This is a genomic window from Pantoea sp. USHLN256 (assembly GCF_037149875.1).
In the GTDB taxonomy this organism is placed as follows: Bacteria; Pseudomonadota; Gammaproteobacteria; order Enterobacterales; family Enterobacteriaceae; genus Pantoea; species Pantoea nemavictus.
Window position 1 is genome coordinate 64,647 of record NZ_JBBCQO010000006.1, and the last position, 14,652, is coordinate 79,298.

At 57.3% G+C, this 14,652-nt stretch carries 14 protein-coding genes; 3 read left to right on the top strand and 11 right to left on the bottom strand.

The window, feature by feature from the left end:
* The first annotated feature begins 77 nt into the window (after window positions 1-77).
* Window positions 78-1,340 (top strand): DUF3748 domain-containing protein, encoded by a 1,263-nt coding sequence (locus tag WFL93_RS15995; protein WP_336778544.1) that lies wholly within the window; start codon window positions 78-80, stop codon window positions 1,338-1,340.
* Here WFL93_RS15995 and WFL93_RS16000 read toward each other — a convergent pair.
* On the bottom strand, window positions 1,318-1,677 hold the full coding sequence (locus WFL93_RS16000) for a YceK/YidQ family lipoprotein (RefSeq protein ID WP_336778545.1): 360 nt from the start codon (window positions 1,675-1,677) through the stop codon (window positions 1,318-1,320). The two genes, WFL93_RS15995 and WFL93_RS16000, sit on opposite strands and share 23 nt — an antisense overlap.
* A gap of 285 nt (window positions 1,678-1,962) precedes the next feature.
* Here WFL93_RS16000 and ibpA point away from each other — a divergent pair, with 285 nt between their 5' ends.
* Window positions 1,963-2,376: a small heat shock chaperone IbpA gene (gene ibpA, locus WFL93_RS16005; RefSeq protein WP_049852393.1), complete on the top strand. Its 414-nt coding sequence runs from the start codon at window positions 1,963-1,965 to the stop codon at window positions 2,374-2,376.
* 64 nt (window positions 2,377-2,440) lie between these two features.
* Here ibpA and WFL93_RS16010 read toward each other — a convergent pair whose 3' ends face one another.
* From WFL93_RS16010 to WFL93_RS16035, 6 genes are read right to left on the bottom strand one after another with little or no spacing between them, the layout of a single operon-like run.
* The gene (locus tag WFL93_RS16010) at window positions 2,441-3,346 is read right to left on the bottom strand and encodes an O-acetylserine/cysteine exporter (protein WP_007893510.1); all 906 of its coding nucleotides are present in this window, start codon (window positions 3,344-3,346) and stop codon (window positions 2,441-2,443) included.
* A gap of 21 nt (window positions 3,347-3,367) precedes the next feature.
* Entirely contained in the window at window positions 3,368-3,868 is a 501-nt protein-coding gene (locus WFL93_RS16015; RefSeq protein ID WP_336778546.1) for a YbaK/EbsC family protein, read from the bottom strand.
* Window positions 3,869-3,896: 28 nt separating this feature from the next.
* Window positions 3,897-4,697, bottom strand: coding sequence for a 2OG-Fe(II)-dependent halogenase WelO5 family protein (locus WFL93_RS16020; RefSeq protein WP_180822751.1), 801 nt, complete (start codon window positions 4,695-4,697; stop codon window positions 3,897-3,899).
* Between the two features lie 5 nt (window positions 4,698-4,702).
* Window positions 4,703-5,410, bottom strand: a complete 708-nt coding sequence (locus WFL93_RS16025) for a class II glutamine amidotransferase (RefSeq protein ID WP_336778547.1) — start codon at window positions 5,408-5,410, stop codon at window positions 4,703-4,705.
* Entirely contained in the window at window positions 5,398-6,675 is a 1,278-nt protein-coding gene (locus WFL93_RS16030; protein ID WP_336778548.1) for an ATP-grasp domain-containing protein, read from the bottom strand. Before WFL93_RS16030 ends, WFL93_RS16025 begins: the two co-directional genes overlap by 13 nt.
* Window positions 6,676-6,692: 17 nt before the next feature.
* Window positions 6,693-8,159, bottom strand: coding sequence for a hypothetical protein (locus WFL93_RS16035; RefSeq protein WP_336778549.1), 1,467 nt, complete (start codon window positions 8,157-8,159; stop codon window positions 6,693-6,695).
* Window positions 8,160-8,372: 213 nt separating this feature from the next.
* On the opposite strand from WFL93_RS16035, the gene WFL93_RS16040 reads away from it, so the two are divergent.
* On the top strand, window positions 8,373-9,806 hold the full coding sequence (locus WFL93_RS16040; RefSeq protein ID WP_336778550.1) for an aminotransferase-like domain-containing protein: 1,434 nt from the start codon (window positions 8,373-8,375) through the stop codon (window positions 9,804-9,806).
* 66 nt (window positions 9,807-9,872) lie between these two features.
* On the opposite strand, the gene WFL93_RS16045 is transcribed toward WFL93_RS16040, so the two are convergent.
* The 4 genes from WFL93_RS16045 to WFL93_RS16060 form a co-directional block, all read right to left on the bottom strand.
* Window positions 9,873-11,120: a valine--pyruvate transaminase gene (locus tag WFL93_RS16045; RefSeq protein ID WP_336778551.1), complete on the bottom strand. Its 1,248-nt coding sequence runs from the start codon at window positions 11,118-11,120 to the stop codon at window positions 9,873-9,875.
* Window positions 11,121-11,202: 82 nt separating this feature from the next.
* The gene (ghrB, locus tag WFL93_RS16050; RefSeq protein ID WP_336778552.1) at window positions 11,203-12,177 is read right to left on the bottom strand and encodes a glyoxylate/hydroxypyruvate reductase GhrB; all 975 of its coding nucleotides are present in this window, start codon (window positions 12,175-12,177) and stop codon (window positions 11,203-11,205) included.
* 66 nt (window positions 12,178-12,243) lie between these two features.
* Window positions 12,244-13,527, bottom strand: a complete 1,284-nt coding sequence (locus tag WFL93_RS16055) for an MFS transporter (RefSeq protein ID WP_049852384.1) — start codon at window positions 13,525-13,527, stop codon at window positions 12,244-12,246.
* Between the two features lie 180 nt (window positions 13,528-13,707).
* Window positions 13,708-14,652, bottom strand: coding sequence for a sugar kinase (locus tag WFL93_RS16060; protein ID WP_336778553.1), 945 nt, complete (start codon window positions 14,650-14,652; stop codon window positions 13,708-13,710).

Below are 14,652 nucleotides of genomic sequence, written 5' to 3' on the forward strand. Positions count from 1 at the left end.
ATGACGACCGGGTTTATTCGCATCCCACTAGCAAATCACGTAATTTATCCGGCAACTGTCAGATGTAAGGTTGCCTCATGTCAGAAAAACAACTCACCTTTGCCCAGCGCCATCATCAGCTGACCAATATCAACGTCTGGACCGGCGATAGCCAATGGCTGGCGTTTGATGTGCGGCCGTCTGGCGCCTCCTTTACCAGCCTGACCATTGAGCGCGTTAACGTGACAAGCGGCGCTGTTGAAGTGCTGTATCAGGCGCGTGATGGCGCACACGTTGGCGTGGTCACCGTTAGCCCGGATCTGCCGTCGCGTTACGTCTGCATTCACGGGCCGGAACATCCGGACGCGCATTGGCGCTACGATTTTCATCATCGTCGAGGCGTGATTGTGCAGCAGGGCATTGCCGAAAATCTCGACGCCTGTGATATCACCGCGCCTTATACGCCCGGCGCGCTGCGCGGGGGATCGCATGTGCACGTCTTCAGTCCGGATGGTTCGCGCCTGAGTTTTACCTATAACGATCACGTAATGCATGAAAAGGATGCGCGTGATGACCTGCGCAATGTCGGCGTGGCGGTGCCGCTGCATCCGGTGTGTCCGCCCAAACAGCATCCGCGTGAATATGAGGGCAGCCACTATTGCGTGCTGGTCAGCCAGACGCAGCGCGATCCGCAGCCGGGCAGTGACCAGATTGACCGCGCCTATGAAGAGTGCTGGATAGGTAATCAAGGCTACCAGAGAGCCGACGGCAGCTGGCAGCGCTGGGCTATGGCCTTTATTGGCGATACGCGCGATGCGAACGGCGAAAAAGTACCTGAGGTGTTTGTCGTGGATCTGCCAGCAGCGCTCGCAGATTACGCGAAGGCGGGTGCATCACCATTGCAGGGCACGCCCGATAAACTGCCTGCGCCACCAGCCGGCGTGCAGCAGCGGCGCGTCACGCACACCAAAGGGCTGGCGCTGCAGCCGCGCCATTGGCTGCGTGCCTCAGCGGATGGCAGCGCCATCGCCTTTTTGCTGGCGGATGAGCACGGCATCGTTCAGTTGTGGACGGTTTCACCCAATGGCGGTCAGCCGCGTCAGATAACTCAGCTGGCAAGCAGCATCCAGTCTGCTTTTAGCTGGCAGCCGGATGGCAGCGCCATCGCTTTTATCTGCGATAACAGTGTGATGCGTTGTGAGGTGACGACGGGACACTGTACGCGCTTGACGCCACGCAGCGATCGCGCGCCATCCGGTGATGCGGTGGTGTGGTCGCCGGATGGTGAGCAGATCGCTTATATGCGGGAGGTTGACGGTTGGCGCCAGCTGTTTTGCGTCAGTGCGATGTTACCGGAGTAGAGGCTGCGGTCGCCAGGCTGGCTTGGGTGCCGGCCAATCTTTCGCTCTGCATCACACGCTCGTGGATGGAATCCTTGCTCTTGTCGTCATCGGAACGGAAATAGTCCCACGGCAGCAGCACGGTATCCATCACCGCTGAAAAGGGTAAATCGATCAGGGCCAGCGGCTTAATTGCCCAACTGGTTTTGTCATCCGTTAGCATCTCTGCACTGGCGCGCGTACCGGGATAGTAGCCCTGACTGGCGCCCGTATGAGACATCACGCTGGAGCAGCCCGAAGAAGCAAAGGCGCTGCAAATCAGCACAGCTGTGAGTGGAAAGCGTTTCATCATCTTCATTATCATCATCCCTTCAGTCATGGCATGGCCCTGGCTGGAGTGTGTCACCTGACGTTTCGCAAAGCTCTATGACCTTGTCTTGGATCTCAGGAGAATGGTTCCCTGAGTGTATGCCATATCGTCAGAATTGCTGTAAAAAATACGCATTGGCCCTTGAAAGCGACCAGGCTGCACCCACTTTTAAGGAACGGTCACGCTGCTGTTGCCGGAAGGGACAGCAGCGGGTTGAACAACCTGTCCATGGTGGAAGGTTGCCTAAACTTGCTGATTATCAGGAGTCTTATTATGCGTAATTTTGATCTCTCTCCACTTTATCGTTCTGCCATCGGTTTTGATCGCTTGATTAACCTGCTTGAGACCAATCAGAACCAGGCTAATGGGGGCTATCCTCCGTATAACGTTGAGCTGGTGGATGAGAACTTCTACCGCATCACGATTGCCGTCGCGGGCTTTGCCCAGAGCGAATTAGATATCACCTCACACGATAACGTGCTGGTGGTACGTGGTGCGCACCCGGAAGAGCAGCCGGAGCGCAAGTACCTGTATCAGGGCATTGCCGAGCGCAACTTTGAGCGTAAATTCCAGCTGGCCGATCACATCACCGTGCGCGATGCGCGTCTGGAAAATGGTCTGCTGAGCATCGATCTGGTACGCATCGTCCCGGAAGAGGCGAAACCGCGCCGTATCGAAATCCTGTAATCAGGTTGCTGAGTTGACGAAAAACGCCGCATAACGCGGCGTTTTTTTATGTGTGCGATAAACGTCAGGTACGCACCAATAAGCGCTGACTGACCATGCCACCAAACACATTCACCAGCAGACCCAGAATGATCACCGCCACACCGATCATCTGCTGGATCGACAAGGTCTCGCCGAGAATCAACGCTGCGCTGAGAATGCCCACCACCGGTACCAGCAGCGACAGCGGTGCCACGCGCCAGGTTTCGTAGCGACTGAGCAAATTGCCCCAGATCGCGTAGCCCACAATGGTGGCGATAAAGGCGAGATAGATCAGCGCCAGCACCGTTTGCAGCGAGATGTTCAGCAGGCTGGTAACAATCGATGCTTCGCCATCAAATAGCCATGAGCAGGCAAAGAACGGCACTACCGGCACCAGCGCACTCCACACCACCAGCGACATCACCGGCACCTTGCGGTTACGCAAAATGATTTTATTGGTGATGTTGCCAAGCCCCCATGACAGCGCCGCAGCCAGCGTCAGCATCATGGTGGTCAGCGTTATGCCCGCCGTGGTTTGCCCTTCCATGCCGGCGGTCGCCAGCATAAACATGCCGAGCGTCGCCACTAAAATGCCGACGATGTGATTCCAGCGCAGCTTCTCCGCCAGGAACAGCGCGCCAAGCAGCAGGGTGAAAAATGCCTGCGCCTGCAGCACCAGCGACGCCAGTCCCGCCGGCATGCCGAGTTTGATGGCAAGGAACAGAAAGGCGAACTGCCCGAAGCTGATGGTCATGCCGTAGACCACCAGCCAGCGCAGCGGAATTGCTGGACGTTTCACAAACAAGATCGCCGGAAACGCCACCAGGCTAAAACGCAGCCCCGCCAGCAAGAAAGGCGGCATGTCCTGCAAACCCAGCTTGATCACCACGAAATTTACGCCCCACGCCACCACAACCAGCAGGGCTAACAACATATCTTTGACTGACATACAGATTCCTTACTGCCGCGATCAGGCGGTTGCCGTCACCGGTGTCGCGATCTCGGCACAACATTCATCACCGACAACCTGAAAAAAATCATCCACCTGCAACGCAACGGAGCGATCTAAGGCGCCGGCGTTGAACCACAGCGTGCCGACATCGCGCAGCCGTGTATCGACACGCAGCGCCAGCCGATCATCAAAACTAAACGGCGGCACCGCCCCCATCACGCACTGCGTTAACTCCTGCGCTTTCTCGGGCGGTGCAAAGCTCGACTTCTTGCCGCCAATAGCGCGCGCGGCGCTTTTGAAGTTGATCTTGCAGTCGCCTGGTACAATCGCCAGCAGGTAACGCGCATCGGCACCATCCGGCATCGTCACTTCCAGCACCATCGCCTTGGCCGCCTGATTGAGATCGTTGCCGCGAATTTCGCTGATCAGGTCGGTTTGGCCGATAGCTTCATGTTCCACCACGCGATAGCGCGCCTGATGCTGATCCAGCAGCGCAATAATTTTTTCGTAGGTATTCATGCTCGTCTCCTCGTCTAAAAACCTGGCGTTAGCTCCAGGCGATGGCGTGTTTCATTTTTTTGTCGGTCAGGCCAAAGAAGAAGCCCATGGTGATGCGCGTGTCGCCTTCCACGCGATCGATTTCGTGATAAAAAGCGGGGTTAAACAGATAGATATCGCCACTGCGCGGTGAGAACTCACACACCTCGCTGTGCGCGATGACGCCGCTTTGATAACCCAGTTCGCCCGGCGTTTTGAAACGTTCATCTACCGGCTGCCACTGCTTATTGAAGATGCGCAGCTCGCCACCTGCATTGCACTCCTGCAAACACACCACGCAGCTCAGCTGATGCAAGATGTTAGTCACCGCCAATCCGCTGCCGGCGGCATCGCGCACGATGTTGTCGTTATGCAGGGGATTGGCGACCCCGTTGGCGTGGAAGCGCACAATCGAACCGGCGTAATCGCCCAGATCGGGTTCGCTGGCGGTTTGCAGACTCTCCAGGCGCAGCGCGTGCTTCACCCAGTTATAGATTTGATCGCGCAGGCAGTGCAGCGACGGCGGCAGCGCCGACTGAATATCGCGCAGTTCGGTGAAGTAGTTTTCGGGGGCGGCAGTATGCTTTGCCAGATAGGGGCCGAGCGTGGTCAACGCACCGTTTGGATAGTGCGATACGCGGACCTGTTCGCGGCACTGCTGCAAATCGCCGACCACGGCTTCCCGCACCTGTGGCGTCAGAAAGTTGCGTAAAACCAGCAGCGGCACGCGCGCCGTCACGATGTCATCCAGCCAGGTGCTTTCCACAAACATGTCAGGATTGATAATGCGTATCTGATTGAAAATAGCCATGTTGATCACTCCCCTAAAGGAAATTCATGAAGTTCATGGTTGCTCATGCGACGCCATTCAGACGTCGTGCCTAGTGTTGAAATGGGTTCAGAAGAGATAAACGTCGTGTTGTCATTCTGGAAACGGTGCAGCGTGAAATAGGTGGGATAGGGCGTATCGTCGGGATACCATTGCCATGCCCAGGCTTTATCGCGGGTGACAAAAATCGCGTTGGCAGAGCTGCCGCCCGGCGCCACCTGCGCCATCTTGTTGCGCAGATAATCGCGGGTAAAATCCGCGGGCGTGGCGCGATCTACCATGTATTCGAGGTATTCGGCAGAATCAAAGTGCGACTCCGCCATGCCCAGCTGCTGGTAGACGGTGGGCAAAAACCCGTTATGCATCATGTACCACTGGGTTGCGCCGCTGGTGCGCCACAGCGGGTGGGAAAATTCGATACCGTGATTTTTGCTCAGCGTAGCGTGGCGCACATGTACCGCCAGAAAGCGGCCACGCAGGCGGTCAACATCGATGGTCGGCAGCGCATCGGCGAAGGTGCCGGTGCCGTGCAGCGTGCGAATGTGTCCTTGCTCCAGCCACAAACAACCCCAGCCGTTAGGATGCTGTTTGATCGGCCCTTCATGGGTGGCGGTTTCTCCACAGCTCATGGCGCGGGCTGCATCCAGCACTGCGGCGGCGTCAAATTGGCCGTGCGCCACAATCATTCTGCACATAGTAAATCCCTCCTGGTGGTGAGCGATGAGACCTCAAGAATCTGATGGAACACCGCCAGAATCTCATCGCGGTTCGCGGCCGCAAGGCGTAAGGTCGCCAGAATTCCGGCGTGACGGGTTAAATCTGCATAGAGAGAAGAGCGCGGTGAAACGGCCAGCGTCGGCAGATTGAGCGGCGGCAACAGCTGACCGCGCTGATGCTGCGCGATCCAGCGTTCTGCCGCGTCATACTGCAGGCGCTGGCGCAGGCGTACCCGGCCCACCGCGAGCGGCTGCGGCGGGAAATGCAGCGGCGGCATGCCGTGACCGGCTTCGATGTGAAACGCCACTTCAGCCCAGTTGATGCCGGTCACTTCCTGCACCAGATTCACCACGCCCATGCCCGAAAGACGGAAGCCCATTTCGAGAAAGTGCGGTTCGCCATTCACTACAATAAAGTCGATGTGAAATGCGCCCTGACGATAGCCAAAGGTTTCGCAGCAGAAACTCATCAGGCTGGAGAAGCTGGCAGGCAGCTGCTGCGCCGCGACCGCCACGTGGCCGGACTCGTAAAAACTGACGCAGCCGTCGGCATCGGTGTGATGTTCGATCACCTTTTGGCAGCAGGTCAGCGCCAGCGCATGGCTGTCCGCCACCACGCCTTGCAGCGAATACTCATCGCCGGCCAGCCAACTCTCGACGATAAAGCCGCTGAAGCCGCGCCCGCCGTAGTTCATGGTATCGACCAGCTTGCCAATCACCGCATCCAGCTGGCGGGCTTCTTTGACCAGCCAGATACCCAGACCGCCGCCGCCGTCAACCGGCTTGATCACGCAGGGATAAAGCAAGGCATCACGCGCGTCGCGGATGCTGAGCGGCGAAGCGAAGAAACGAAACTCCGGCTGTGGAAAGCGTTGCCAGGCTTTGCGCAACGCCATGCGCTGTGCGTACTTATCCGGTGGAATAAAGCTCGCCCCGGCATCGGGCCCCGCCAGCAGCTCGCGCACGCGACCGGCGCTGGCGTTGTAAGCTTCAAAACCCGCCAGCACCACATGAGGATGTTCCATCAGCCCGGCATGCAAACAGGCTTGCAGCACATCCCACGGATTTTCCGGGCGATCGAGCCGCACAATCAGATCGAACGGCAACGCAATGCTTAGCGATTGGTAATCGACGAAATCGCCCATTTCCGCCAGCACGGTAAAATAGCCGTCCCGTTTGGCCACCGCACAGTACGGATTTTGTCCGTCGCGGGTGGCGCCGATCTGCAGGAAAATCTTTCTCATCGCGTTGCCTTACCGGGTTAACGCCCGGAGATCACTTCAGTGACGACGTCGTGCATCACGCCGTTGTTCACCTGAATCACTGCTTTGTGCGGATCAAAACGCAGCACGCGTGAGAGCGCATCGCCGCGCCGATCGTCCAGCAGTGAACTCACCTGTGCGCTGCGCCAGCAGTGGCGCATCTGCGCGACGGTCAAACCAGAAAGTTGCTCAAGCTGCTGTGCCAGTAACCGATCGTCGCTTTCACCGCGCAACAGCGCGCGCACCGCAGCTTCATCCGGCGCATCGACCAACTGCTGCAGCCAGTTTTTCAGCTGCTGTCCTTCGGCGATAAACGGCGAATAGATCATGCAAATCAGCTGGGTTTCATTCAGACCAAATGCCTGCTCGGCGAACTGCGCCGCGCGTTGGCGGGCGCGCTTAATCGCCTCATCGTCCTGATAACGTGCCGCCATCTCATCGATCAGCTGCGGCGGGAAATCCTTTTTCACCATCAGCCCAAGCGCAAAGCGCACATATTCGCGAATGCCTTCGGCGTAGTTACGCTGCAGCAGCGTCTCCGCACGCAGACCGCGAATATGTGCCATTAACGTTGGGTTACCGCAGTCCGATTCGGAAAAGCTGAACATCAGCTCATCAAAGCGGAAATGCATAAATTCAGTCAGCAGCGCCCAGTGCGCACCGGCTTCATAGGCGGTGTCCTGATAGATGTTGAAGAACAGTGGATCGCGTGCCAGTTGCCAGGTAATGCGGTGCGCGGGCGTCACCTGATCGGCGCCGTAAATATCGGCGAAGTAGCGCTCGGCCACGCCATCCAGCGTCTGCAAAAAGCCGCTAAAGCCGCGCGATTTATCCGCCACCGGCGCGTCAAACAGACGCGAAAGATGCCGCGCCCAGGCGAGATAAGCGGTTTGTTCCTGCGGCGAATCGCCGGTGATGATCACATCAACGCCGCCGTCGTAATGCGCCGCCAGGCCAAACGAGTTCACCATGCTGAGGTTACAGGCATTACAAAAGGTGGAGCGGGCATCGGCGCGGAAGCGGTGGCCATTCATCAGCACATCGTTGCGATTCTGCTGGCGCACGCTGTCCGGCATGGGTAGATGGCGATCGAAGTGGCGGATTTGCAGGCCATCGGTCACCAGACATTCGGTGAAATCATCTGCAAAGATATGCAACGCGCGATACACGCGATCGATATTCTCCATCACGCTGTCGTTCATCGCCGCATGGCGGTTAGTGCTGATGCGCAGTTGAAAGGTGCTGCCGTGCTGTTGCCAGATCAGTCCCTGAATGTAGCGGACATATGCCACCATGTAGCTGCTGTCTTTGCCGCCGCCGTAGGCCAGCAGCACGCGGTTATTTTCCGGCTGTGCGGCATCGGGGAGGGCGGCAAGTAAACGGCGTGCGCAGTGCTGAGCTGAATCGATAATCGTGGGAGTGAGATATCCTTCAATGTCTCTCATCATGGTGGACAGATTATTCATTTTTCACTTCATCCTTTGGCTAATAAAATCGCTATTGCCGTGCTGACGGTAACAGTCGGGAAATGGGCCACGAAGGTGCTACGGAATGAATTTTTCACTGGGAAGCGCAACGGCAACGCCTGCGCTGAGCTAACAATTAACTGATGCAGCCTAAAGTACTTTGAATGTAATCTGGTGAAAACGCACAGATCAGCACGAAATAGGGTGGAACAGATGGCGGGTGAAACGGAACAGGGCAGTCGTTACCGTCAAATCGCAGAGCAGATAAAACAAGCCATTCACAGCGGTTCGCTGCCGCCCGACAGTCGTCTACCTTCGGTGCGCACGCTGGCGACGCAGTACAGTGTCAGCATGACCACCGCGCTCAAAACATTACGCACGCTTGAGGATGAGCACTACGCGGTGGCGCGTCCCAAGTCCGGCTTTTTTGTCGCGCCGCGTAAGGCGGATAACGTTTTTCCCGTGGCGATCGCTGAGCAAGCGCGCGAAGTCGCGCCGCTCGACGAGCAAACTGAGCTGCATCTGGCGATGCTTGGTTCGGATTGCCGCGTCAGGCTCGATCTGGCCAACGGTGATATTTCGCTTTATCCGGTGAAGAAGATCGGCTTGCTGATGCGCCAGATGGGCTATAGCAAACCGGCGCTGCTGGGCAACACCGTTAAAGGCACCGGCTATATGCCGCTGAAAACGGAAATTGCCCGCCGGGCGGTGGATTATGGCTGCAATATCAATGCCGATGACATCCTGATCACTAACGGCTGCATCGAGGCGATTTCGCTGGCGCTGCGTGCGACCACGCGGCCCGGCGACATCGTGGCGGTGGAATCACCCTGCTATTTTGTGCTGCTGCAGATGCTGCATAACCTCAATCTGCGGGTGATTGAAGTGGAGGCGGGCCCGGCGGGCTACGTCAACGTGGAGAAGCTGACGGCGCTGTTTCAGCGCAAAGCAGTGCAGGCCTATCTGACCATCAACAACATCAACAACCCGCTTGGCAAAAGCATTCCCAACGAACAGAAAGCCTATATCGCGCGACAGGCCGATGAGAATGATGTGGTGATCATCGAGGATGATATCTTCGGCGATACCGCGTTTGGCGAGCGCCGCCCGTTCCCGATGCGCGCCTTTAGCCCCAATGCCATTTTGTGCAGCGGCTTTTCAAAAACGGTCGCGCCCGGCATACGTATCGGCTGGGTGCACAGCAGCAACTACATGCGCAAAATCGCCTCGCTGAAATACACCACCAGCATGGGGACGTCCGTGCTATCGCAGGCGGCAATAGCCGAACTGCTGCGCAGCGGCGGCTACGACGCCCATTTGCGCAAGCTGCGGCGCGAGCTGAAGAATCAAATCCAGCATATGCGCCAGGCGGTGCTGCGCTACTTCCCGCCGGGCACGCGCGTGTCCGATCCCGAAGGGGGATATGTGTTATGGGTGGAAATGCCATTGGGCGCGTTGAATGTACGCGCGCTGTTTCTCAAAGCGCGCAACGCCGGCATCGGTATCGCGCCGGGACACATCTTCGCCACCGATCACCGTTACGATCACTGTTTCCGACTGAATGCCGGTTTTGGCTGGAATGCTGAAGTGGAGCAGGCGATTCAGCAGCTGGCGCAGTGGTGCCAGCTGTCGTTGCCAGCGACGTGATGCAGCAGTCGCCATAAATGGCGCCCCTACTAAACAACCGTAGGGGTGCCATTCATGGCACCCTGGTTAATTCGTAAACGCGCTTTCCAGCTCTTCCGCCAATATCTGCACCGCGCGCTCAATTTTTTCGGCATCCGGCACGTAGTTCATGCGCATGCATTGATGGGTGTGCGGCCATTCATGTTCCAGGCCGGGGAAGAAGAAGTGGCCCGGCACCATTAACACGCCGCGCGCTTTCAGGCGCTGATAAAGCGTTTCGGTGCTGATCGGCAGATCGCGGAACCACAGCCAGAGGAAAATCGCCCCTTCGGGTTTGTGAATCAGGCAGCGATCTTCCGGTAAATAGCGGCGAAGAATCGCAATCGTCTCGCTCACTTTGGCCTGATAGAACGGCTTGATCACCTCTTCTGACAGACGCAATAAATCGCCGCGCCCGATCATCTCATTAGCCATCGCTGGGCCAATGCTGCCTGGCGCAAGACTGATTATGCCATTCATGTTGCCAATAGCCGTAATTGTGCTCTCATCGGCGACGATAATGCCACAACGTGCGCCAGGCAAACCGAGTTTCGACAGGCTCATACACAGAATGGTATTCGGTTTCCACAGCGGCCGCGCTTCGCTAAAGATAATGCCCGGGAATGGGACACCGTAAGCGTTATCGATCAGCAGAGGTACGCCGTGCTGCTGTGCCAGCGCATCGAGCTGCAGCAGTTCGTCATCGGTGATCACGTTACCAGTCGGGTTGGTGGGGCGCGACACGCAGATCAGGCCGATATCATCATTCAGCGGCAGATGATCGAAATCGACGTGATATTTGAACTGGCCTTCAGGCAGCAGCTCAATGTTGGGCTTCGCGGAGACAAACAGATCTTCTTCCAGTCCGGCATCCGCGTAGCCAAGATATTCTGGCGCCAGCGGGAACAGCACGCGCTTTTTGCTGCCATCGGCGCGACGTCCAGCAAACAGGTTGAACAGATAGAAAAACGCGCTCTGGCTGCCGTTGGTCAGCGCGATGTTTTGTGCGGTCAATGGCCAGCCAAGTTCCTCACGCAGCATCTTTGCCAGTGCATCCAGCAGCAGCGCCTTGCCGCGTGGACCGTCGTAATTGCACAGCGCTTCGCTGAGTTTTCCATCCTGATGCATCTGCAGCAGCAGTTGGTGGAAATAGTCGTTCATTGCCGGGATTTGCGCCGGATTGCCGCCACCCAGCATGATGGTGCCAGGCGTGCGCAGGCCTTCACCCATGTCTTCCATCAGACGTGAGATGCCGGAATTTTGAGTAAATTTGTCGCCGAACTGAGAAAAGGACATAGGAAGTTAAAACGTTGTGAAATCGAATGGGGAACCACCATAGCGCCCGCCGCTGGCAGGCGCAATGGCTAAAACAGCAAGCTTAACCCTGGATTTGCGGGTTGACGCAGTTTTTCTCGACGTTGCCGCTCAGCGCCGCGATCAGGTTATCCACCGCGTCGCGCGCCATGCCATAACGGGTTTCATGCGTGGCAGAACCGATATGCGGCAGAGCCACCACGTTTGGCAGCGTCAAAATCTCGGCATCGGCGGGAACCGGCTCAACTTCGAATACATCAAGCCCTGCGGCGTGGATGGTGCCGTCTTTCAGTGCGGCCGTCAGCGCCTGCTCATCAACAACCGGACCGCGGCCCGCGTTAATCAGAATCGCGCTTGGCTTCATCAGCTTGAGCTGCGCTGCGCCAATCATATGGTGCGTCTGTTCGGTCAGCGGCAGACTGATGCAGACAAAATCACTCTCTTTCAGCAGGGTTTCGAGATCGCAGGCGCGCGCGCCGAAGCGGGTTTCCGCCTCTTCATGCTGACGACGTGCATTGTAGAGAATGTTCATGCCGAAGCCGAAATGCGCACGTTGCGCCAGCGCCAGACCGATGCGGCCCATGCCGAGAATACCGAGAGTTTTGTGGTGCACATCAATGCCGAAATGATCCGGGCCGATACTCGCTTGCCACTCGCCGGCTTTTACCCACTTATCCAGCTCGGTTACGCGCCGCGCGGTACTCAGCACCAGCGCCATCATGGTGTCGGCAACGGTTTCGGTCAGCACGGTTGGCGTATGCATCAGCAACACCTTACGTTGATTCAGTGCCTCGACATCGAAGTTATCGTAACCCACCGAAACGGTGGAGCAGGCGCGCAGCGCGGGCATTTTTGCCAGCAAATCGCCATTCACTTTGCCGCCTGAGCCAAGCAAACCTTGCGCCTGTTCGAATTGGGCCTTGTGCTGCTGGATAGTTTCCGCAGAAATATCATTGACTTCAGTGACGGTAAAATGGGCATCCAGCTTGGTGCGCAGGTCATCTGGCAGGCTCTTATACAGAATCACAGCAGGTTTCATCTTTTGCTCCCTGTAGAACGAGTTGTGGGCGACCGCAGTCGCCCCGAAAATTCATCTTTTACGCTTTCAGGCGTGCTTCGCCCCGTGCACGGGCGGCGGCGTTTTGTTCTGCGCCGGTTTGACAATCAACGTCAGCCAAACCGAGGCCAGCAGCGCAGCACCCATGAAAATGTAGGAGGCGGCAGGCGAACCGGTCGCGCCATTAAGATAGCCTACAATCCACGATCCGATGAAGGATCCGAGTGCGCCCATGCTGTTAATCAGTGCCATCGCACCCCCGGCGACGTTGCGTGGCAACATCTCAGGAATGATGGCGAAGAACGGGCCGTACGGCGCATACATCGCACCACCGGCAATCACCAGCAGCGTATACGACAGCCAGAAATTGCTGGAACCGACCAGATACGAACCGAGGAATGCCAGCGCGCCAATCAGCAGCAGCGGCCAGACAAACAGTTTGCGGTTCTGGGTCTTATCGGACGCCCACGACACCACGATCATCGCGATGGTCGCCACCAGATACGGCACCGCTGACAGCCAGCCCGCTTCCACCATGCCCATCTGCGAACCGTTGCGTAGAATGGACGGCAGCCACAGCACAAAGCCGTACACGCCGATGCTCCAGGCAAAATATTGCAGGCACAGCAGGATGACGTTGCGATTACGGAACGCTTCACCGTAGTTACGTACCGCTTTGATGCCTTCCTGCTCTTTTTGCAGCTGCGCTTGCAGCGCCGCTTTCTCGCTTTCGCTCATCCATTTGGCCTGCGCAGGTTTGTCCTGCACCAGGAACCACCAGGCCACCGCCCAGATGACTGCTGGGATGCCTTCAATGATAAACATCTCGCGCCAGCCAAAGGATTCAATCAGATAGCCGGAAACCACCGACATCCACAGCACCGTGACCGGATTACCGAGGATTAAGAAAGTATTGGCGCGCGAACGCTCCGATTTGGTAAACCAGTTACTGATATAAATCAGCATCGCTGGCATCACCGCCGCTTCCACCACGCCAAGTACAAAGCGGATCGCCGCCAGCATTGGGATGTTACTCACCACGCCGGTCAGCGAGGCGCAGCCGCCCCATAAAATCAGGCACCAGAAAATTAACTTCTTAACGCTACGACGCTCGGCATACAGCGCGCCGGGGATCTGGAAGAAGAAGTAGCCGAGGAAGAACAGGGCGCCCAGCAGCGATGACATGCCTTTGGTGATACCCAGATCTTCGTTAATCCCTGCGGCAGAGGCGAAACTGAAGTTCGCCCGGTCCAGATACGCCAGACTGTAGGTGATAAACACGATGGGCATGATAAACCACCAGCGTTTTGGCGCGATTGTCTGCGATTTCATGGGTGACTCCTCTGGTTGAGGTGGGCGCATTCTGTGGATGCGCCTCGCAATATCGTTGTTGTAGGTACAGACTGTTTGGTTTCGTACGGACCCGTAGCGGCGCAATTTATTGCGCTTCTGGCCGCGAAGCCGTCGCGCAAAGCGCGCGATGAATCGCGCCGCTACGGGATTGTGCAGTTATTAGTAATCGCCCAGCGCCGCGCGCGTAGGCAGTCCTTCGCTGTCGCCGGCAACCTGAATCGCCAGCGAACCGATTTTGTTGCCGCGCAGAATCGCCTGCGGCAGCGTTTTTCCTTCCAGCAGGGCGCTGATAAGACCAACGGCAAAGCCATCGCCCGCACCCACGGTATCGACCACGTTTGCCACATGAATCGGCGCCACCTGGCCCTGCTCACCGTCGGCGGTTTTGTACCAGGCGCCATCGCCGCCGGTTTTAATCACCACCGCTTTCACCCCCTTATCGAGGTAGAAATCGGCAATCGCTTCTGGCTGACGATAGCCGGTGAGAATCAAACCCTCTTTCTCACCAGGCAGCACCCAGTCGGCATATTCCGCTAAATGATTCAGCTGTTTACGCATCTCCTCTTCGCTGCGCCACAGCACTGGGCGCAGATTGGGATCAAAGGAGATGCTTTTGCCACGCGCGCGCATCTCTTTCGCCGCGTGCTGTGCCAGCTGCAGCGAGCTGTCAGAGATCGCTGCAGCCACGCCGCTCAGATGCAGGTGGCGCGCGCTGCCAAAGTAATCGTCGTTAAAGTCGGCCGGCGACAAGTGGCTGGCGGCTGAGCCTTTACGGAAATACTCCACTTCTGGATCGGAGCCGTCATCAACGCGTGATTTGAGCTGGAAGCCGGTGCGATATTGGGCATCGGTGGTCACACAGCGGTGATCGACACCCTCTTTTTCCAGCTGTTGTAGCGTGAAGCGGCCAAAGCTGTCGTCACCGACGCGGCTGACCCAACCTACATTCAAGCCGAGACGCGCCAGGCCAATCGCCACGTTGAGCTCGGCACCGGCAATGCGCTTGACGAAACCTTCAGCCGCGGCGAGATCGCCGGTTTGCTGGGCGATAAACATCGCCATCGCTTCACCAATCGTCACCACATCCAGCGTTTTTTGCATCAT